A 19,564-nucleotide genomic window follows, 5' to 3' on the forward strand; every position below is an offset into this window, starting at 1 on the left:
CCCGCATTCGGCACGATTGGATATGCCCGTTGCAGAAGAGCGGTTTTGGGGGACTATCCGGCATGATGCTCGATCGACGAAGCCTGCTCGCCGCCGGCCTGGTGCTCGGTATTCCGGCCGCCCAGGCGCGCCGCCCGCGCGACATGCGCGTCATCCTGCTCGGCCAGTCACTGATCCAGCAGAATCTCTGCGCGCCGCCTTGGCCAGGCATGGACGCGATCGTCCGCCGCATGGCGGGCGCTGACGTGATCTTCACCGATCTCGAGACCGCCATCGACGGCCCCGGCGCCGGGCCGCCGACCCGCACGGGCGAAGTACTCCACGCCGCCAAGCCCGACGTGATCGATTGCCTGAAGACGATGGGCGTCACGATGGTGACGACCGCCAACAATCATGCCTGGGATCTGGGCAGCGGCGGCATATTGACCGCGATCGATGCGCTCGACCGGCGCGGGATCGTCCATGCCGGCACCGGACGCGACCTAGAGACCGCGTCGCGCGCGGCTTTTCAGAACACACCCGCCGGTCGTGTGGCGCTGGTCTCGGCCGCCGCCGGCGCGATCCGCGACGGTGCAGCCGCTACCGCCGAAAGGCCCGGTGTCGCCGAGATCCGGCGGCTGGCATCGGGCGAACTCGATCCCGGCGACGTCGTGCGCACGCTCGACGCGATCCGCGCCGCCCGGTCGAGTGCTGCGACCGTGATCTTCTGCCTGCACAATCATTATTGGGAGAAGGTTCAGGCAGATACGCCCGAATGGCAGCGTAGTTTTGCGCGCGCCTGCATCGATGCCGGCGCCTCGACCTTCGTCGCGCACGGCACGCCGCTGATGCAGGGCATGGAACAGTATAAGGGGGCGCCCATCTTCCACGGCCTGGGCAATTTCATCTTCCAGACGCGCAAGGCCGACGGCGCCTATGGCCCCGCCACATGGCGATCGCTGATCGTCGATGCCCGTTTCCGTGACGGTCGTTTCCAGGGTGCCGATCTGGTGCCCGTGCAGCTCGACGCACGGAAATATGGCGGAGAATATTCGGCGGGCTATCCGGTACTGGCCAAGGAACGATCGACACGGTTCGGAACTGGCCGATAAGCCGGCAAGCTACCGGAGAGCCCGGGTTCACACATCGTTGTTCCCGTTCAAGCGCAGCGAAGTTCGGGATTTTTATCAGTATGCGCGCCGAAACGATTTTCTCCTCCCCATCTTCGATAAAGAGGAGAAGTTTGTCGCGGCAATGCTTGCGTTTATGGATCCCCACCAGCGTGCACTGGTGTCCGGGATTTTATTCGAAGCTTGAGGCGGGAAGAATTCTCCTCCCTATCGAAGATGGGGAGGGGGACCACGACGCGAAGCGGCGTGGTGGAGGGGAAGGACGATGCCTCCGTTTCGCGCTGCCTTTGAAGCGGATTCTCTCAGGATTGCCAGCAGCTACGGTGCTGGATGATCCATCGCATTTCCCCTCCACCACCGACCTGCGGTCGGCGGTCCCCCTCCCCATCTTCGATGGGGAGGAGAGGTGCACTGCGACTGCAAACCATGTCTGGGCACTGGCATTGTCGGAACATTCCGTGGAATTATGAGGCCTACGCAGACCTCCCGCAAAAATCCCGGACACCACAATACGCCTGCGTGGGGATGACGGAGAGTTTTCAGTAACCTGCCGATCACTTCACCTTGCCCTCGGTGAAATCGAAGCGGATCCGCACCCATTCGCCGACCATCAGCTTGCCGTTGAGTCGGGGCGGCTTCACGCGGAACTGCCAGGCCGCCTGGCGCAGCGCGCGCGACAGGCCCGATCCGGGCGGCGATTCACCGAGTTGGCGGCAATCCTCGACACGATAGTCCGGTATCGTCCGGCACGCGATCATCGCCCAGCCCACGCGCGCGCCGCCGGGCGGCAGATAATAGGAGATCTCCGCATCGGTCGGTTCGCGATACCATTCGGCATTGTAGAGGCGCGCGCCGCCCGGCCCCTCGCCCGGGCCGATCGCGGACGCGCTGTCCTTGCCCGCGCCGCTGTCCGCCCCGCCATTATTGGCCTTCGCCAGTTTCGAGATGTCGGCGGCGGCGAAATCCTTCCTGCTCAGGACGATCATGTCGAGCGGTGGCGGCTGTTCCTCCACCGGCTTGGCGATAACGGGCGGCGGCACCGGCAGGACGGGGCGTGGCGGCGCCGCGGCCTCGCCTGCCTTGGGCTTGGCGCGTTCCCCCTTCTCGCTCTGCTTCGGCGCTTCGGGCCCTTCGGAAACCGACTGCAACTGAAAGCTTTTGGGCGGTTCCCTGCGCACGAAAAGCTGCGGCGGCGCCAGCATGAACAGCAGCAGCAGGCCAAGACCGTGAATCGCGAACGCCAGCAGCAACGCGATCGCCCGCCGCCCAAGCGGTTCGCGGGCGCGGTCCGGCGAAGAATGAGAATACGCCGAACGCATCGTACACCATATTAAGCGCTGGCCCTTCGGGCGGCAACCCGCCGGGCCGCCGTTTCAGCGATCGTTGGTCAGGAACACGACATAACCACCGAAATTCGGGTTGGTTTCCAGATCCGGCGGTGGCCGCCATTCGCCATTCTGGAGCAGCCCGATGCGAAAGGGCAGCTTCAGGCGGTCCAGCCGGGCGAGATAGCCGGCATAGCCCGGGATCACCCGGCGCCCCTGATAGATTTGCAGAACCACCTCATCGACGACACCCGCCAGCGCGTCCAACCCGGCGGGATCGCCATTGGCGCTCCAGTCGAGCAGGCCGGTGATGCCCAGCCGGCAATCGGCGGGCAGCCGCGCCCGCAATCCGGCGAGGAAACCGGCATAATCCTCCAGATGCCGCGTCCGCGCATCGAAATCGATCTGGATCCCGACCACCTTGTTGCCGGCCGCACGCCAGCGTTCGAGCTGGACGAGCAGTTGATCGTAGAGCTGTGGGGGCCAGCGCAGCGTTTCGACGCGAACGACGATCCAGACATCGGCATGGGCGATCCTCGGGATCGCCGGGCGCTGCGCGATCAGCCGGACGGTATCGCGGGTGCTGACCTGTCCTTGCAGCACATAGACGCGCCTCGCCCGGTCGAGCACCGGCTGCGGCCGCACGCCGGCCCAGAGCCAGAAGGCGTCATGATCCCGCGCATCCACCCTGTCCGCAGGCACGGATGCCGCAACGAGCATCGGGGACAGCGCCGACATCAGGCAGCAGAGCGCGCGCCTACCAATAATAGCGCAGCGCCTTCGCCCATGATGATGCCGGATAGTCCTTTTTCAGCCGCTGGAACCAGGCCTTGCGCTGATCGATCGGCACTTCGGTGCCGCCGCAGGTGTTGTTGCCCGACGGGCCATAGCAATTGACCGCACGATACAGCGCATAGGCCTTGTCGTCGGCGGCCGCCTTGGGATCCCCGATCACGCGCTTGTAGATCTCCAGCCGCGAGAACACCCCGCCGGCGAACAGCGACGGGGTGCCGGCCAGTTCGTCGCGTGGCCGTTCGCTATCGAGCGCGAAGCCGTCGAAGCCATTGGCGCGCATGAAATCGGCCAGACAAAGCAGCCCGCGCGGTTCGCGCGGATTGGCGGCCAGCCGCGTCGCTGTATCGCGAAGCGGCGAGCAGCCGATATCGCCAAGCGCGGTCGAACGCGTGAAGATGCCGAGCGGCGGCTGTTCGACGGCGGGAAAACCCCAAAGATAGGAATCGGCCTTGGCATCGGCCGGCACCAGCGAGAGATCGCCCAGAAAGTCGCGATAGGCGCCACGCGTCACGCCCTTGTAGAGCAGCGTGAACAATGCCACGTCGCGCTCGTGCCGGGGCGCATTGGCGTCCTTCGCCTGCTGCCGCAGCAACGCCGCATCGGCGACATTGGCGAGCAGCAATTCGCGGATCATGGCGTTGCGCACCGGCGAGCCGGCAGCGAAGACGCGCGCCAGCGTCTTCCCGCGCTCCTCGTTCATCGCCAGCGCCAGTTCGATTGCCGCCCGCTGATGCGGCTGCGTCGCGCCCGGCAGCATTTCCAGCCAGAAGCCGCGTGCATTGCGATCCCGCTTCGCCTCCAGCGCCATGCCGCGCAGCATCTGACGGCTGAAGGCGAGTGGGCCGAAGCGCTGCTGCCGCGCGGCATCGGGGATCAGGCGCAGCACCTCATCCGGCTGGCCGGCGACATGGAAGGCGTGAGAGGCCAGCAGGAAATCGAACAGAGCCGCCTTGCCCGAGAACAGGGTGCGCTGCCCCTCAAGTTCCTCACGGCTGATCGCACCGCCGCAGCACATGCCGTCGGACGCGATCGCGTCGCCGCGCATGCGGGCGAGATCGAGCGTGGCAAGCAGGATCGGATCCTTCACCGCCCCGGGCTTGAGCTGTGACAGCAGCTTGTTGTCGACTTCCTCCGCCAGGGTGACGTCGTCGATGCCCCGCGCCGCCGGGCTTTGCACAAAGGCGGCCGCATATTCGGCGGTCAGCCGATCGGTCTGCCCGCCCAGCCAATAGACACGCCGCAACAGCCCCCGCGCCGACGGGGCATAGGTTCCACGCGGATACTCCTTGAGATAGGCACGCAGCGCCGCCTCGGCGCCCGAGATCGCGGCACTGTCGTTCTCCGCGGCCTCGCGCGGATAGCCATATTCGTCGAACGCGCCGATCTGCGCGCGATTCACCTCGACACGGCCGATCATGTATCGCGCGGTTTCCTTGAGCCAGGGCTGGCCAGCGGAACCGAGCGCGCGGAATTCGGCCGACGCCGCGTCATAATCTCCATCGTAAAAGGCGGCCGCGCCCTGAAGATAATGGCCGAATGCGCCGGCCAGCGGCGAGCGCAGCGCATTCGCCGTGCCCGCCAGCGCCGCCCGACTGCCGCCAGCACCGGCGCAATCGGGCTGCAAGCCGCGCCGCGCGGCGATCAGCGCCGTGCGTTCCCCGTCGGAAAGCTTCCTGGCGGCGTTGACGGCCGCCTCGAAACCCGCCGCCCCCGTGGGATTGCTGCGGCATCGCGATCCCTCGCCATCGGCATAACGCGCATCCTCCGCGCCTTCGGCGCGGGGCGCCAGGCTCTTGCGGAAACCATACCATTCGAACAGCGGATCCGGCGTCGGCAGGTTGGGCGCGTTGGGCGCCGCATCCGAACGCGCATCCTGCATCAACAGGGTCAGGTTCACGCGCGTATCGTTGCCCGGCCCGAGCGCCGCCATATTGTCGCAACCGCTAAGGTCGCGATGCGCCAGCTTCCACGACGAATAGCAGCCATAGTCGCCGCTCGCCTCGGCCGGGGCCGACCAGGCGGAGGCGAGAAGCAGCGAGGCGAAGGCGAAACAGACGCGTTGCATGGCGATCCTCCCGAAGCGCAAGATGCGGCACAGCCCATTGCCGTGCAACCGGCCGCTTCGCCAGCGCGAAGTTCGGTCCTCATGCCAAGGTGCAGGGATGCCGACGCATCTGCACCTTGCAACGCTCAAGCGCCGCGCAGGCTGATATCAGCCGACCGGCGCGGCGAGACGATAGCCCACGCCCGGTTCGGTCAGCAGGATCTCCGGATCGGCGGGATCCTCCTCGATCTTCTGCCTGAGCAGGCTGATATAGACGCGCAGATATTGAGTATCGGTGGCGCTCGCGCCCCAGCCGGCTGCCAGCAGCCGCTTGTGCGTCACCACCTGCCCCGCGCTCAGCGCCAGCGTCCGCAGCAATTCATATTCCTTGGGGGAAAGCTTGAGCACGTCGCCGTCGAGCGACACGATCCGCGTCGCGAAGTCGATCGCGAGAGGGCCGGCGCTGAAGGTCGCGGGCTGGCGCGAATGGCGGCGCAGCGCGGCGCGGATGCGCGCCATCAGTTCGCCGATCTCGAAGGGCTTGTCGACATAATCATCTGCGCCTTCGTCGAGCGCGGCGATCTTCTCCGCTTCCTGGTGACGCGCGGAAATGACGATGATGGGCACCCCTTCCAGCCCGCGCAGGCTGCGGATCACATCCTTGCCGTCCATATCGGGCAGGCCGAGGTCGAGCAGGATCACATCGGGCCGGTCGTCGTTCACCTGTGCCAGGGCGCTCATGCCCGTGCTCGCCACCGAGACGGCGTAGCCGGCGGCGGCCAGCACCGGTTCGAGCACGGCGAGCAAGGACGGTTCGTCATCGACAAGCAGGATGCGGGTGGTACTCACGCCGGCACCTCCCCGGGCTTCACCACGGGCAGACGGATCACGATCCGCGTCCCCACCGCTCCGATCCCCGGCGTACGCGCGACGATCTCGCCATCCAATGCCTCGACGAAGCTGCGCGCGATCGCCAGTCCCAGCCCGCTGCCGCGCGGCGACGGTTCGGGCCGGACGACGCGGTGGAAGCGTTCGAACACCCGCTCAAGATCGGCATCGGGAATGCCCTGCCCCTGATCGGCCACGGTGATGCTGCAAAATCCGTCTTCCTCCACGCAATCCACCTCGATCCGCGATCCATCCGCGCTGTACGTCACGGCATTGTCGAGCACATTGATCAGCACCAGTTCGAAGAGCGACGCATCGGCATTCACCAGCGGATCGGCGCCGCCCGGCCTTCGCACGATCTCCCGGTCGCCGGCGCGGGTGCGCACGCGATGGATGACGGTGCCCAGCATGTCACCCACCGAAAGCAATTGCAGCCGGGCGCTGCCCTGCCCCGCTTCCAGCCGGCCCATTTCCAGCAGATTGGCGGTGAAGCGGTTCAGCCGGTCGCATTCGTCGACGATCCCGCGCAGGAAACGCAGCGATGTGGGTTCGTCGAGCTGGTCCCTATAATCGATCAGGCTGGATGCCGATGCGCTGATCGCGGTCAATGGCGTACGGAAATCATGGCTGACCGACGACAGCAAGGCGGTCTTCAATTCTTCGGTGCGCGCCGCCGCGCGGGTCTCCGCGATGCGTTCGGAGAGCAGCGCGCGTTCGAGCGCGAGCGCCAGGAGATTGGCGAGCGCCGCGATAAACGGCGCGTCGAAACGCTCCGAACCGGCCGAGACCGTCATCACCCCCATCATCCCATCGCTGCCATCCAGCCTGTGCGCGACCAATGCCCCGGCCTCCGCATATCCATCCATGCTCGCAAGCGCGGTTTCGGCCAAAGCCCGGCGTTCATCTTCGTCGGCAGCGGCATCGAGTGCGATCAGGGCCACGCCGCGTAAGACGAACAGGGAAATGTCCAGGCCGAGCTGTCCGGCCGCCCTGTCGAGCGATTCCGCCACATCCTGCGGCCGAACCGCACGCTGCAGCGTCTGGCTGGCTCCCAGCAATGTGGAGAGATTGCGATTGCTGCGGCTCGCGGCCTGGGCGCGATCCTTCAACCGGCCGGCGAGTACGCCGGTCACGATCGCGCAGAGATTGAACACGACCAGCGGCGCCACGTCACGCCCCGTCGCCAGGCGCAGCGTCAGCACGGGTTCGGTCAGATAGAAATTATAGAGGAGAAAAGCGGAGATCGCGGCGAGCAATCCCGCGACAAGCCCGAAAAAGGCCCCCGCCAGGGTGATGCCGAGCATGAAGATCAGCGCGCTCGCTGCCTCTCCATATTCGGGTTCCACCGCGAACGCGGCGACCGACGAGGCGAGTACGATCAGGATCGTCGCCGCGAATTCCTTCAGGCCGAATTGCGGGCGGAACGACGCGAGCGAAAAACGGTCTGTGGCGAAGCCGGGAGTCATCTGGATCTGTCCATAGGAACCGGACAGTATCATCTCGAACGCGTCCGGTGCGAAAAACCGATCTCCACTTGGGCGCGTGCTCCAGCTTCAGGTCTTCTGGTCCACGACAGCGGCACTGATGCCGGGAGCTGACAGCAGTCCGCTGTCGTGGTGGGACGCGCGATGTCTGGGAACGATTTCACATCTGGGGGGTGAGATCGGCACCGCGCAGGATCCGGGCTAAGCCCCCCGGGCCGCCGGGTCCATGCATTTAAATCCTATAGTAACGCCGCCGTACCGACAGCGCCTAGGCTCGTACCCCGGACATCACTCAATCTTGGGGACCGACGTGAAGACACATATCGCCGCCGCACTGCTCGTTGGAACAATGCTGGCATCGGGCTGTGCGAAAAAGCCCGCACCCGAAACCGTCGCCAGCCAGGCCCCCGGCGCCAGCGAATATACGGCGGCGCAGGAGGAAGGCGATCCGACCGCGCGGCTGCAGGCCGATCTGGTCGCGAAGGCCGGCGCCGACCGCGTCTATTTCGACCTGGACGGGTTCGAACTGACCCCGGCCGCGCAGCAGGTTCTGGCGCGCCAGGCGCAATGGTTCCAGGCCAATCCCAATATCGCCGTGACCATCGAAGGGCATTGCGACGAACGCGGCACCCGCGAATATAATCTGGCGCTGGGCGAGCGCCGCGCGAACAGCGTGAAGAATTTCCTGGCCGGCCAGGGCGTTTCCGTCGCCCGCCTGTCGACCATTTCCTATGGCAAGGAACGTCCCGAAGCGCTCGGTTCGGACGAGGCGTCCTATGCGCGCAATCGTCGCGCCGTCTCGCTGGTCATCGCGCCGCTGTAAAATGAGCGATCGCGACAGGGCCTATCTGGTCCGGCGCTGGAAGGACGAGTTGCGCGCCGCCGAACATGCCGGCTGCGAAGAGGCGGTCGACAGGCATCATCGCCTGGCGAGCGGTTATGCGCGCCGGATCGCGGCGATCGATGCGGCGCGCGTTCAACCGCAAGAGCGGGCCGGATGATCGGGCCGAAATCAATCGTCCTGTCGCTCTGCCTGATACCGCTCGCTGCGGGCTGCGGCGTGGCGCGCGACCCGCCCGACGCGATCTACGGCTGCGCGAACGATCTGGGCTTCGAAGTTCGTTATGCCGATACGCTGGCCGATGTGACCACGGCCAAAGGCAATTACGCATTGACGCAGATCGAGTCCTCGATCGGCCGGCGCTATACTTCGGCGATCGCCGCATTGGTCATCGACGGGGACGCGGCATCGCTCGTCATCGACGGCGAGCCGCGCTATCTCAAGTGCCGGCTGGCTTGAATATCGGTTTCAACAAAGGCCACTCGCCGGAATTTCACCTGTCGGAGACTCCCGCTGGCCGGCCTATCGCGCCGGCTGCCGGACCACCAGCGACCGACCGGCATAGGCCTGGGGGCGGACGCCCGCGACCTTCACGGTCCGGCGCCCGCCCTTGGCCATGAAGCTCACCTCCACCGTCACCGGATCGGACGCCTTCAATCCGAAATGGACCGGCCCCATGCTCTGGCTGCTATAGCCGCCCGCCGTCTCCACCTGTCGGGTCCCGAGGATCCCGCCGGCCGCATCGTAGAGCCGCACTTCCGCGCCCGCGCGGGTGTAGCGGCCCCGGGCGTCGAGCACGAGCACGCTCAATGAGCGTCGCGCGGCATCGCCCGGCATCGTGTTGCGGAACAGGATATGCCCACCTTCCTTTCCGAAACTGTCGGTGAGGGAAAGATCGAGCGCGCCGTCGCGGTCATAATCCACCCATTGCACGCCATGATCGGCGACATTGACGATGCCGCCATTCGCCAGCAGATCGACGAAGGCACCGCCGCCATTGCGGAACAGCGCATCCCTGGGCTGCAGATCGCTGCCCGAGCGGACATAGGAGGTGACCATCAGATCCGCCCAGCCGTCATTGTCGTAATCGCCGAAGGCGGCGCCGACCGCATGGTTGTCGACACCCACCCCGGCCTGCGCCGCGACATTGGCGAAGCTGCCGCCCGGCCCGCCACGATAGAGCGCGTTGCGGCCGTAATTGGGCACGAACAGGTCCAGATAGCCGTCGTTATCAAAGTCACCGACGGCGCAACCCACGCCGCCCTCGTCCTTGGTGCGGCCGGCATTGTCCATGCCCAGCACCGCCGCCACATCGACGAAGCGGTCGCCATCGTTGCGCCAGAGCCCGTCGGTCGCGCCCGCCTGATTGGCGGTGAACAGATCGAGGTCGCCATCGCGGTCATAGTCGAGCCAGCACGCCCCCACCGTCGGCCGCATGTCCGCCGGCGCGCGATCGGACGGCACCAGCGCGAACCGCCCGCCGTCATTGCGGTAGAGCCTGTTCTCGCCGGCGCGATCGGTCGCGTAGAGATCGACATCGCCGTCATTGTCGAAATCGATCCAGTTGGTGTGACGCGCCGAGCGGCCCGGAATCGCCAGGCCCGTCTCCGCCGTCACATCGGCGAAGCGCCGGCCGCCGACATTGCGGAACAGGCGAGAGGAATGATCCTTGTCGGTGGGGCCGACCAGCAGATCAGGCCAGCCGTCGCCGTCATAGTCACCCCAGCTCGCCGATCGCATCTCCGGCCCCGAAAGCGGCAGGCCGAGCGCCTCGCCGACGCTCACGAAGCTGCCGCGATCGTTGCGATACAGGCTGACCGCGCCCGACTGGCCGACAAGCGCGAGATCGAGATCGCCGTCCCGGTCGTAATCGGCCCAGGCATTGGCGAGCGTTCCCGGTATGGCGAACAAAGCGCTCTGGACGGGCTCGAACGGCAATTGCGCCGGTTGTGCCGCCGCGGCGGTGACAAAAGGGAGCAACAGGGCAAGGGCCGATGCACGCCTCATCATTGTCCTTTCGAGCAGGCCATGAACCAGACAGACATGAACGTGCCGCCGTCGACGGGCAAGAGCCAGCAGCGCTTGCATCATCGGCCCTGCTGGTCCACGTCGCCGGCCATCACCCGCCTGCCCCGGACCCGACATGCCCCTGCCCGCTCCATCCGTCCAAGATCACTGGATCGAAACGCCAAGGGGGCGACTCTTCGCGCGAAGCTGGACTGTCGATGGCGACGACGGGGCGGCGCCCGTCGTACTGCTGCACGATTCGCTCGGTAGCGTCGCGCTGTGGCGCGATTTTCCGGCCGTGCTGGCACAGGCGACCGGCCGGCGCGTGATCGCCTATGACCGGCTCGGCTTCGGCCAATCCGACGCGCATTCCCGCCCGATCGAAACCGACTTCATCCGCACCGAAGCGCAGCGCGGTTTCGCGGCGATACGCGAAGCGCTCGCGATCGACGACTTCGTGATCCTGGGCCACAGCGTCGGCGGCGGCATGGCGACCTGGATCGCAAGCGATTTCGGCGAGACCTGCCACGCGCTGATCACTGAATCCGCGCAGGCCTTTGTCGAGGATCGCACACTCCAGGGCATCCGCGACGCCGAACGCGGCTTCGCCGAACCCGGCCAGATCGAAAGGCTGGCCCGCTATCATGGCGACAAGGCCCGCTGGGTGCTCGATTCCTGGGTGCAGAGCTGGCTTTCCCCCGTCTTCGCCGATTGGCGGCTCAACGGCAGCGAGATCCGTCCGGCCTGCCCGGCGCTCGCCATCCATGGCGAAGCCGACGAGTTCGGATCGCCGGTCCATGCCGAGCGCATCGCCGCGCTGACGAGCGGCCCGGCGACCGTCCATATCATCGCAGGCTGCGGCCATGTGCCGCATCGCGAACGGGAAGCCGAAGTGACCGCCCTTTTCGCCGCTTTCCTCGCCGCGATCTGACCGCTTGCCGGGAACGCCCGGCACCACCAGCGAAATCTGCCGATGCCCGCCAAGCGCCCTGGCCGTGGCAGGTATCGACATGCCCGTTCAACATCGCGGAATCGGCGCTTGTCACGCCTGCCCAAATTGCTATACACAAAACCTAGTGATTACTAAGTAATGATACCGCGGGAGGGGAAGCTTGATCATCGGCCTGGATTGCGGGGGCGCGAAGACCGCGGGCGCGATCTGCGACAGGCAGGGACGGATCGTCGCACGCGCCAGAGCGCAGGGCGCGGCGATCGTCGGCGCACCGAACGAACGCTTCTTCGCGACAATCACCGGCCTGCTCGACACCCTGTGCAGCGATGCGGGCGTGACGCTCGGCGATATCGAACATGTCGCGATTGGGCTTTCGGGTGTCGATTTCACCGATGAACAGGCAGAACAACGCTCCACCATCGCGCGTCGCTACGGCCTGGAATCGCGCCTGACACTCGTCAATGACGGCATCGTCGCCCTGTGCGGCGTATCGCCTGAGGCCCGGCTCGTGCTCGTCCAGCTCGGCACCGGGCTCACCAGCGCCTATCGCGCCGAGCCCGGCGGCGAGACCGTCCATGACAGCCTGGATGTCGGTCGCATCTACGACGTCCGCGACGCGGCGATCGCACGCGCCGCGCGCATGATCGACGGCCGCGCGGCGCCCACCCCGCTTCTCGATGCGGTGCTCGCTTATTGCGGCGTCGCGGCGCCGGATTTCGCGGCCTGGTACCTGCGTTCTCCCGAGGCGGCGTCGCGAAGAACCGGCATGGCGCGCATCGTGTTCGCCGCATGGCGGCAAGGCGACCCCGCCGCGACCGACATGGTCCATGCCGCCGCGCGCGATTATGCGCTGATCGCCAAGGTGATGGGCGACCGCCTGCCCGGCGAAGCGCGTTTCGCCACCGCATTTGGCGGCGGCACCATCCTGGAAGGCCAGGCGGACTTCCAGCGCCTGCTCCGCGAAGAACTGGCGGCGATCTGCCCGCGCGCCGACATGACCGGTATACGCCTTTCACCCGAGCTCGGCGCGGTACTGCTCGCCGCCCGCCCCTGGGGCGGTGATCCGGCCGCATTGTTCGAAACGCTCGCAACACAGGATAGCGGCACGAAAACGGAGGTTCCGGCGTGAGAGACCTGAACATCTGCATCGTCGGAGCCGGCGGAAGCTATACGCCCGAGATCGTCGAAGGCTTGCTCGACCGTGCCGAAGCGCTTCCCGTCCGTGCGCTCGGCCTGACGGACACCGATCCCCATCGGCTGGAAATCATGGCGGGATTGACGCGGCGGATGATCGCGGCGCGAGGGGCGCGGATCGCGGTGCGGGCGGAAAACGATCTGCGGGCGGCCGTCGCCGACGCCGATTTCGTCGTGACGCAGATCCGCGTCGGCGGCATGCGCGCGCGCGCCGCCGACGAGGCGATCCCGCTGCGCTACGGCGTGATCGGCCAGGAAACGACGGGCCCCGGCGGCATGTTCAAGGCGCTGCGCACCATTCCGGTGATGATCGAGATGGCGCGAACGATCGCCGATGCCGCGCCGGCCGCCTTCATCCTCAACTATACCAACCCCAGCGGCGTGGTGACCGAAGCGGTGCTCAACCACAGCGACGCGCGCATGCTGGGCCTGTGTTCGAGCATCCCGACCATGCAGCAGCGGCTGGCGCATCTGCTTGCCCCCCGCTTCGGCGATATCCGGACCGCGTGCATCGGCCTCAACCATCTGGGCTTCATCCATCGGATCGAAGCGCATGGCCGCGACGTGACGGCGGACGCGCTCGCCGCGCTCGCCCGGCTCGACACCGACGAAGACCCGCTTTTCTCCTCCGCGCTGCGCACGGCGGCGGTGCTGGGTGCGCTGCCGGTCGAGAAATACGGCGATCTCTATTTCCATCGCCGCGCCGAAGTGGCGGCGATGCATGAAGCGCCCCGCACCCGCGCGCAGGCGGTGGCGGAGATCGAGGCGGAAGTGCTGGCCGAAGCCGCCGACCAATGCGTGGACACGAAACCCGAAGCGCTGCGGCGCCGGGGCGGCGATGGCTATAGCAGCGTCACCTTCGACACGCTCGACGCCATTCTGAACGATCGCGGGCGGGAGATCGTGATGAGCACGCTCAATCGCGGCGCGGTTCGCGATCTGCCCGACGATGCCGTCGTCGAACTGCCCTGCCGCGTCGATGCCCAGGGCGCCGCGCCGCTGCCCGCCGGGGAGATCCCGATCGCCTTTCGCGGGCTCGTCCAGGCGGTGAAGGCGCATGAGACGCTGACGGTGGAAGCGGCGGTGACGCGTCGGCGCGATGTGGCGCTCCAGGCGCTGCTCGCGCATCCGCTGGTCGGCGACATCGATATCGCCGTGCCGATGCTCGACGAGATGCTGGCCGCGCACGCGCTGGATTTCCGGTGACGGCCCGCCCGCCCCTCCACCAGCGGCTCGGCTTCGCCGCCGATGCGCGGCTGCTGATCGTCAATTGCGACGATGTGGGATCGAGCCACGCCGCCAATCTGGCCTGCGAGCAGGCGATGCGCGACGGGCTCGCGACCAGCGGCACGCTGATGGTGCCGTGCCCCTGGGCGCGCGAGGCCGTCGGCATGTTCGCGGGGCTCGACCTGGGCGTGCACCTGACGCTGACCGCCGAATATCCCGGCTATCGCTGGCGCACGCTGACGGGGGCCGCATCGCTGCACGATGCCGAGGGTTATATGCCCGCGACCGTCGCCGAGCTTTATGCGCGCATGCGGCCCGACGATGTCCGCCGCGAATGCCGGGCGCAGATCGAACAGGCGCTCGACTGGGGCGTCGACGTGACCCATCTCGACTCGCATATGGGCGCGACGCATTTCGATGCCGGCCTGTTCGAGATCTATCTGGAAATGGCGGAAACCTTCCGCCTGCCGCTCAGAATGGCGAGCGCGGAGGACGAGGCCCGGCTGGGCTATGCCGGCCGCGCCCGGGCGGCCGCGCGCGGCGTCGCGTTCCCCGATATATTGATCGCCGAATGGGGCCGGGCGACGCGCGACGTGATCCATGACCGTTTTCCGGACCTTCCGCCCGGCATCAGCGAAATCAACATCCATCCCGTGATCGATGGCCCTGAACTGCGCGGCTATGATCTGCGCGAAGCCGATATCCGCGTCGCCGATCATGGCTGCGCGCATGACGCCGAGATCGCCGGCTTTGTGAATGCGCAAGGCTTCACGCGGATCAGCTATCGCCCCTTGCGCGATCTGCAGCGGAGCCTTGCTTGACCGGCGCCGCGCGCACGCGGCTGGGCTATGCGCTCGGGTGCTTCGGCACCGACCTGTTCTGGCAGAGCACCAGCTTCTACCTGCTTTTCTATTATACCGACATATTGCACCTGCCCAATGCCGCCGCCGGGCTGATCTTCGGCGCGGCGATGATCTGGGACGGGCTGATCGATCCGCTCGTCGGCATGTTCGCCAATCGCATCCGATCGCGGCTGGGCCGTTATCGCCTGCTGGTGCTGATCGGCGCGGCACCGCTCTCGCTCTCGTTCATGCTCGTCTTCGCGCAGCCGCTGCTCGGCCTGTCCGGTGAAATCTGGTTCGCGCTGCTCGCGCAGATGCTGTTCCGGACCGCCTATGCGGTGGTTTCCATCCCCTATGGCTCGCTCTCGGCGTCGCTCACCACCAGCATGCGCGAGCGCAGCACGCTCGCCACCTTCAAGGTGCTGGGCGGTGCCGCCGCCGCGCTCGCGGTCGCGCTGGCGAGCCAGCCCTTCGTCGCGCTCTGGCAGGATCCCGCGCTTGGCTGGTTCGCGCTCGCGATGCTCTGGGGCGCGCTCGCCTTCGCCGCCCTGCTCTTCATGGTGCTGGCGACGCACGAGATCGCGGAAGACGGACAAGCGGCTCCGCCCATCGCAGCCTTGATGCGCGCGATCCTTTGCAACAGGCCGCTGCTGCTGCTGCTCGCCGCGATCACCGCGATGAGCATCGGCACGGTGATCAGCGGCAAGATGATCGTCTATTATTTCACCTATTATGTCGGCCGCCCCGAACTGGCGAGCTATGGGCTGGCGGTGCAGGTGGCGGCGGTGATCCTGCTCACCCCCGTCTGGGGCTGGGTGGGCCGGAGCTTCTCCAAGCGCCTCGCCTGGCTCTGGGGATCGGGCCTGTCCTGTGCTGGCCAGGCGGCGTTCATCGCCTATACCGGTGGCGATCCCGCCATCGTGCTGGTCCTGCTCGCGCTCACCTGGCTCGGCGGCGCAGCGATCCCGGTCACGCTCTGGTCGCTGATCCCGGATACCGTCGAGGTCGCCGAATGGCGCACCGGCATCCGCGCGGAAGGCATGACCTTCGGCATCGTCACGCTCGTCCAGAAAGTCGCGACCGGCCTTGCCATCGCGCTATGCGGCGTGCTGCTCGATCTGATCGGCTATGTCGCAGCGGCGCGCCAATCGCCCGAGACGCTGACGGGGTTCCATCTGATGTTGACCGTCCCCACCCTGCTCGGCGGTGCGATCTCGATGGCGTTCATGTGGTTCTACGTGATCGACGAGGCCTTCCACAATCGCCTGTTGCGCGCGCTGGCATATCGGCGTCGCTAACCGACCTTCTTGCGCGGCCCGCGTGCGAACGCACCGAACCGGGCATCGGCGCGCGCCGCGCGCGCGCGCATATCGGCCATCACATCGGCGTGCAGGCTGGAAACATTATAGGTTTCGGCCGGATCGACGCGCAGATCGAACAACAGATCGTAGCCATGATCCGACAAGGGCAGGTCGACCGTGCGATAATAAGATCGCCGCACATATTTCCAGTGCGCGGTGCGGATCGCCGCCACGCTCTCATTGTCGAACAGCAACAGGTCTTCATGCGGTGACGGCCCGCCCGAACGCAGCAGCGCGCCGATATCGCGCCCATCCAGTTCGACGGCCGGCAACGGCCTGCCCGTCCATGCCGCGAGCGTCGGCAGCAGATCGATATTCATGCTGAGCGCGGCGCTCGTCCGTCCCGGTGCGATCCTGCCGGGCTGGCGCGCGATAAAGGGCACGCGGAAGCCACCGTCCCAGCCGCCCCCGCCCTTGCGATCGCGCAAGGGGCCGGACGATCCCTCGAACCAGGGGCCGTTGTCCGACGTCACGATCACCAGCGTGTCGCGATCGATGCCGAGGCGCGCGAGCCGGGCAAACAGCCGGCCGACGCCCGCATCGACCTCCTCCACCACCTGACCATAGGCGGCGGCGGGCGAATGGCCGGCATGATCGGGATTGGGCACCAGCGGATAATGCGGCGCGGTCAGCGCCATCATCAGGAAAAAGGGTTTCGCACGGTTCGTTTCGATGAAACGGAAGCCGCGATCGAAGAAGCGCTCGGTCAGTCGTGCGAAATCGACATCCTCGCGCGTCAGTTCCACTCCCGGCGCATGCGCTTCATACAGCGAGAGCGGCGTCATGTCGTGACTATAGGGCAGGCCGAAGAACAGATCGAAACCCTGCACGGTCGGCGGCCAATAGGGCGCGACATGGCCGAGATGCCATTTGCCGATCAGCGCGGTCGCATAATCGGGTTTCAGCATTTCGGCGATCGTCACTTCGCCGGGCGGCAGGCCGATCGTGTCGCTGGCGCGGATCACGTCATAGGCAAGGCCGGTGCGGATCGGATAACGCCCGGTCAGCAGACCCGCGCGCGATGGCGTGCAGACATTGGCGGAGGCATAGGCATCGGTCAGGCGGATGCCCTCGCGCGCCATCCGGTCGAGCGCCGGCGTGCGGATCAGCCGCGCGCCATAGCTGCCCAGATCGCCCCAGCCGAGATCGTCCGCCAGGATCAGCACGATATTGGGTTTCCGGCGTGTGGCGGCCCTGACGGCGCCGGGCAGCATCGCCGAAACCAGCGCCGCCGCCCCCGCGCCGATGATCTCCCTGCGCCTCACCTGCCCTCCACCCGATTCTCTAGAATCTGTATTTCGCCTCGATACCATAGGTGCGCGGCTCGCCGCGCTCGACGAAGCGCGTGCCGAGGAAATCGGCGGCGCGGTTGACGGTGAAGAGATCGTTGGTGAGGTTCACGCCCCACAGGCTGAACTCGAGCCCGCTGCCCATATGCGCGAAGGTGATGCGCGCATTGACGAGCTTGCGGTTCTCCAGCCGCTGATTGGCTAGATTCTCCTGACCCGAGAATGTGCGCGAACGATAGCTATATTGCCCGAACAGCGACAGCCGCGAATCCATGCCCGGCAGGGCGATGCCATATTCGGCGGATACGCTGCCCGACCATTTGGGGGAAAAGGGCAAGCGATTGCCCGACGCGTCCGCACCGGCGGCACCGCCGCCGGGAAAGGACCTGAAGCTGGCATCCATATAGGCCGCGTCGAAGGTGAGCTTCAGATCGCGCACCGGCGCCGCCTCGATGCTCGCCTCCACGCCCTTGGTATGGACCTTGGCGGCGTTGCTGAGCTGGATCACCGTGATCCCGCCGGGGAACAGATAGAAGCGGTTGATCTGGTAATTGTCGTAATCGGCGATGAAGGCCGCGAGATTGGTGCGCAGCTTGCGGTCGAACATCTCCGCCTTGAGCCCGACTTCGTAGGATTTGACGGTTTCGGTATCGAAGGCGAAATCGGCGCGGCCGTCGCCGTTCAGGTCGCGCACCTGATTGCGATTGAGGAAATCGACGTTCCAGCCGCCGCTTTTGAAGCCGGTCGCGTATTTGGCGTAGATATTGACGGTTTCGGCGGGTTTGAAGGTCACGCCCAGGCTGGGCGTGAAGCGGTTCTCCGTATCCTCGTCGCGGAAATTGTTGAGTATGGCGATGCCGACCAGGCCGCTGTTCGATCCGTCGAGATTGAACAGGATCTTGCGGCGCTCATGCGTGTAGCGGCCGCCCAGATTGAGCGTGAGCTGGTCGAACAGGTCGAAATCGATCGAGCCGAACGCGGCGATCGATCGCGTGCCGATCCTGGCGGAGGACGGCGTGCTCGAATTGAGTGGTATGCCCAGCCCCAGCGCGCCCGCCGCGACGCCCCAGAAAGCGGTGCGCCGCGTCTTCGCGGTCTCGTCCATGTAGAAGACGCCCGCGACATAGCGCAGCCGCCCGTCGGTGGGCGAAGCGATGCGCAGTTCCTCCGAAAGCTGCGAAAACCGGTCGACATACAGCGTGTGGATGAAATCGGCCGAGCTGTAATCGTTATCGGCCTGGATCGCGAGACGGCTGTCGCGAAAGGCGGTGATCGAGGTCAGCACATGATCGCCGATCTCGTAATCGATATTGGCGGAGGTGCCGCCGGTCTTGGCGTGCTTGAAGCGCGGCGTGTTGGTGTTGGTTTCGAAGGGCGCCGGCGCGCCCGGATCGATCGTTCCGCCGCCGGTGAGTCCCGAAATCGCCTCCGGCCCGCCACGGAACGAGAAGTCGCGCATATAATCGGCGCTCAGGTCGATGGTCAGCCGCTCGGTCGGTTTCAGCCGCACGCCGAAACGATAGGATTGGGTGTCGAGCGATCCGATCGTGCGATCCCCGTTGAAGAGATTGCGCGTGAAGCCGTCGCGCCGCTCATAACCGAACGACGCCTTGGCCATGATCTTGTCTTCGACCACGGGCATGTTGAGCTGGACGCCGACACTGCGATAGTCGCTGTTGCCGATGCCGCCGCTGATCTCGCCGCCGAAATCGTTGGACGGCGCGCGCGTGACGATGTTGACCGCGCCCGACACGGTATTGCGGCCGAACAGATGCCCCTGCGGCCCGCGCAGCACCTCGATCCGGTCGATGTCCAGCAGTGTCTGGTTGAGCGAGGCCACCTGGCCGATATAGACGCCGTCGAGATAGACGCCCGCGCGACCGCCGAAACCGATATTGCGCCCGCCGCCGCCGACACCCCGGATATAGACGGCGCCATTGGCGCGCTCGACGCTGAAATTGGGGGCGACGCCGGTCAGGTCCGACAGACGGGTGGCGTGCAGAGCGTCGACCCGGTCACCGCCCACCGCGCTGATCGCGATCGGCACGTCCTGGAGGTTTTCGCTTCGCTTCTGCGCGGTGACGACGATCTCGCTCAGCCCCGCGCTGTCCTCGGTTTCCGCAGGCGCCTTCTGCGCCGCAGCGGACGCGGCGGCGAACGCACTCAACATGGTCCCGCACAGAAGATACCGGTTCATTGCTGTCCT

At 66.3% G+C, this 19,564-nt stretch carries 17 protein-coding genes; 9 read left to right on the top strand and 8 right to left on the bottom strand.

All coding sequences use genetic code 11. The features are described from left to right. Nucleotides 1-62 precede the first annotated feature (62 nt). On the top strand, nucleotides 63-1,091 hold the full coding sequence (locus tag K7G82_RS04920) for a CapA family protein (protein WP_222988724.1): 1,029 nt from the start codon (nucleotides 63-65) through the stop codon (nucleotides 1,089-1,091). A gap of 572 nt (nucleotides 1,092-1,663) precedes the next feature. On the opposite strand, the gene K7G82_RS04925 is transcribed toward K7G82_RS04920, so the two are convergent. From K7G82_RS04925 to K7G82_RS04945, 5 genes are all read right to left on the bottom strand, one after another. Further along, nucleotides 1,664-2,359 (bottom strand): hypothetical protein, encoded by a 696-nt coding sequence (locus tag K7G82_RS04925; RefSeq protein ID WP_246623277.1) that lies wholly within the window; start codon nucleotides 2,357-2,359, stop codon nucleotides 1,664-1,666. Nucleotides 2,360-2,482: 123 nt separating this feature from the next. Continuing rightward, nucleotides 2,483-3,172, bottom strand: a complete 690-nt coding sequence (locus K7G82_RS04930) for a DUF3142 domain-containing protein (RefSeq protein WP_222988726.1) — start codon at nucleotides 3,170-3,172, stop codon at nucleotides 2,483-2,485. Between the two features lie 19 nt (nucleotides 3,173-3,191). Next, entirely contained in the window at nucleotides 3,192-5,294 is a 2,103-nt protein-coding gene (locus K7G82_RS04935) for a PA5441 family protein (protein ID WP_222988727.1), read from the bottom strand. A 147-nt stretch (nucleotides 5,295-5,441) separates the two neighbouring features. Further along, the gene (locus tag K7G82_RS04940) at nucleotides 5,442-6,122 is read right to left on the bottom strand and encodes a response regulator transcription factor (RefSeq protein ID WP_222988728.1); all 681 of its coding nucleotides are present in this window, start codon (nucleotides 6,120-6,122) and stop codon (nucleotides 5,442-5,444) included. Beyond that, nucleotides 6,119-7,660 carry a sensor histidine kinase gene (locus K7G82_RS04945; protein ID WP_222988729.1) on the bottom strand — a complete coding sequence of 514 codons (1,542 nt, stop codon included), beginning with the start codon at nucleotides 7,658-7,660 and terminating at the stop codon, nucleotides 6,119-6,121. The genes K7G82_RS04940 and K7G82_RS04945 overlap by 4 nt, the downstream gene beginning before the upstream one ends. A 295-nt stretch (nucleotides 7,661-7,955) precedes the next feature. On the opposite strand from K7G82_RS04945, the gene pal reads away from it, so the two are divergent. The 3 genes from pal to K7G82_RS04960 are packed head-to-tail and all read left to right on the top strand — an operon-like array spanning nucleotide 7,956 to nucleotide 8,945. After that, on the top strand, nucleotides 7,956-8,468 hold the full coding sequence (pal, locus tag K7G82_RS04950; protein ID WP_343228528.1) for a peptidoglycan-associated lipoprotein Pal: 513 nt from the start codon (nucleotides 7,956-7,958) through the stop codon (nucleotides 8,466-8,468). A gap of 1 nt (nucleotide 8,469) precedes the next feature. After that, nucleotides 8,470-8,646, top strand: a complete 177-nt coding sequence (locus K7G82_RS04955; RefSeq protein WP_222988730.1) for a hypothetical protein — start codon at nucleotides 8,470-8,472, stop codon at nucleotides 8,644-8,646. Further along, a complete protein-coding gene (locus tag K7G82_RS04960) occupies nucleotides 8,643-8,945 on the top strand; it encodes a hypothetical protein (protein WP_222988731.1) in 303 nt (100 codons plus the stop codon). Before K7G82_RS04955 ends, K7G82_RS04960 begins: the two co-directional genes overlap by 4 nt. A gap of 63 nt (nucleotides 8,946-9,008) precedes the next feature. Here K7G82_RS04960 and K7G82_RS04965 read toward each other — a convergent pair whose 3' ends face one another. Then, complete coding sequence (locus K7G82_RS04965) at nucleotides 9,009-10,493, bottom strand: CRTAC1 family protein (protein WP_246623278.1); 1,485 nt, start codon at nucleotides 10,491-10,493, stop codon at nucleotides 9,009-9,011. A 136-nt stretch (nucleotides 10,494-10,629) separates the two neighbouring features. Here K7G82_RS04965 and K7G82_RS04970 point away from each other — a divergent pair, with 136 nt between their 5' ends. The 5 genes from K7G82_RS04970 to K7G82_RS04990 all read left to right on the top strand — a co-directional run bounded on the left by K7G82_RS04970 (nucleotide 10,630) and on the right by K7G82_RS04990 (nucleotide 16,006). Continuing rightward, nucleotides 10,630-11,424, top strand: coding sequence for an alpha/beta fold hydrolase (locus tag K7G82_RS04970; protein ID WP_222988733.1), 795 nt, complete (start codon nucleotides 10,630-10,632; stop codon nucleotides 11,422-11,424). Between the two features lie 181 nt (nucleotides 11,425-11,605). Then, nucleotides 11,606-12,574, top strand: a complete 969-nt coding sequence (locus tag K7G82_RS04975) for a BadF/BadG/BcrA/BcrD ATPase family protein (RefSeq protein ID WP_222988734.1) — start codon at nucleotides 11,606-11,608, stop codon at nucleotides 12,572-12,574. Further along, on the top strand, nucleotides 12,571-13,845 hold the full coding sequence (locus K7G82_RS04980) for a family 4 glycosyl hydrolase (protein ID WP_222988735.1): 1,275 nt from the start codon (nucleotides 12,571-12,573) through the stop codon (nucleotides 13,843-13,845). Before K7G82_RS04975 ends, K7G82_RS04980 begins: the two co-directional genes overlap by 4 nt. Further along, nucleotides 13,842-14,687, top strand: a complete 846-nt coding sequence (locus tag K7G82_RS04985; protein WP_222988736.1) for a ChbG/HpnK family deacetylase — start codon at nucleotides 13,842-13,844, stop codon at nucleotides 14,685-14,687. The genes K7G82_RS04980 and K7G82_RS04985 overlap by 4 nt, the downstream gene beginning before the upstream one ends. Further along, a complete protein-coding gene (locus K7G82_RS04990) occupies nucleotides 14,684-16,006 on the top strand; it encodes an MFS transporter (RefSeq protein ID WP_222988737.1) in 1,323 nt (440 codons plus the stop codon). The genes K7G82_RS04985 and K7G82_RS04990 overlap by 4 nt, the downstream gene beginning before the upstream one ends. On the opposite strand, the gene K7G82_RS04995 is transcribed toward K7G82_RS04990, so the two are convergent. Together K7G82_RS04995 and K7G82_RS05000 are read right to left on the bottom strand one after the other, a co-directional pair. Further along, nucleotides 16,003-17,334, bottom strand: coding sequence for a sulfatase family protein (locus tag K7G82_RS04995; protein ID WP_343228529.1), 1,332 nt, complete (start codon nucleotides 17,332-17,334; stop codon nucleotides 16,003-16,005). The two genes, K7G82_RS04990 and K7G82_RS04995, sit on opposite strands and share 4 nt — an antisense overlap. A gap of 19 nt (nucleotides 17,335-17,353) precedes the next feature. Next, nucleotides 17,354-19,555 carry a TonB-dependent receptor gene (locus K7G82_RS05000; RefSeq protein WP_222988738.1) on the bottom strand — a complete coding sequence of 734 codons (2,202 nt, stop codon included), beginning with the start codon at nucleotides 19,553-19,555 and terminating at the stop codon, nucleotides 17,354-17,356. Between the last annotated feature and the right edge of the window lie 9 nt (nucleotides 19,556-19,564).

This window comes from Sphingomonas colocasiae (assembly GCF_019880585.1).
Classification (GTDB): domain Bacteria; phylum Pseudomonadota; class Alphaproteobacteria; order Sphingomonadales; family Sphingomonadaceae; genus Sphingobium_A; species Sphingobium_A colocasiae.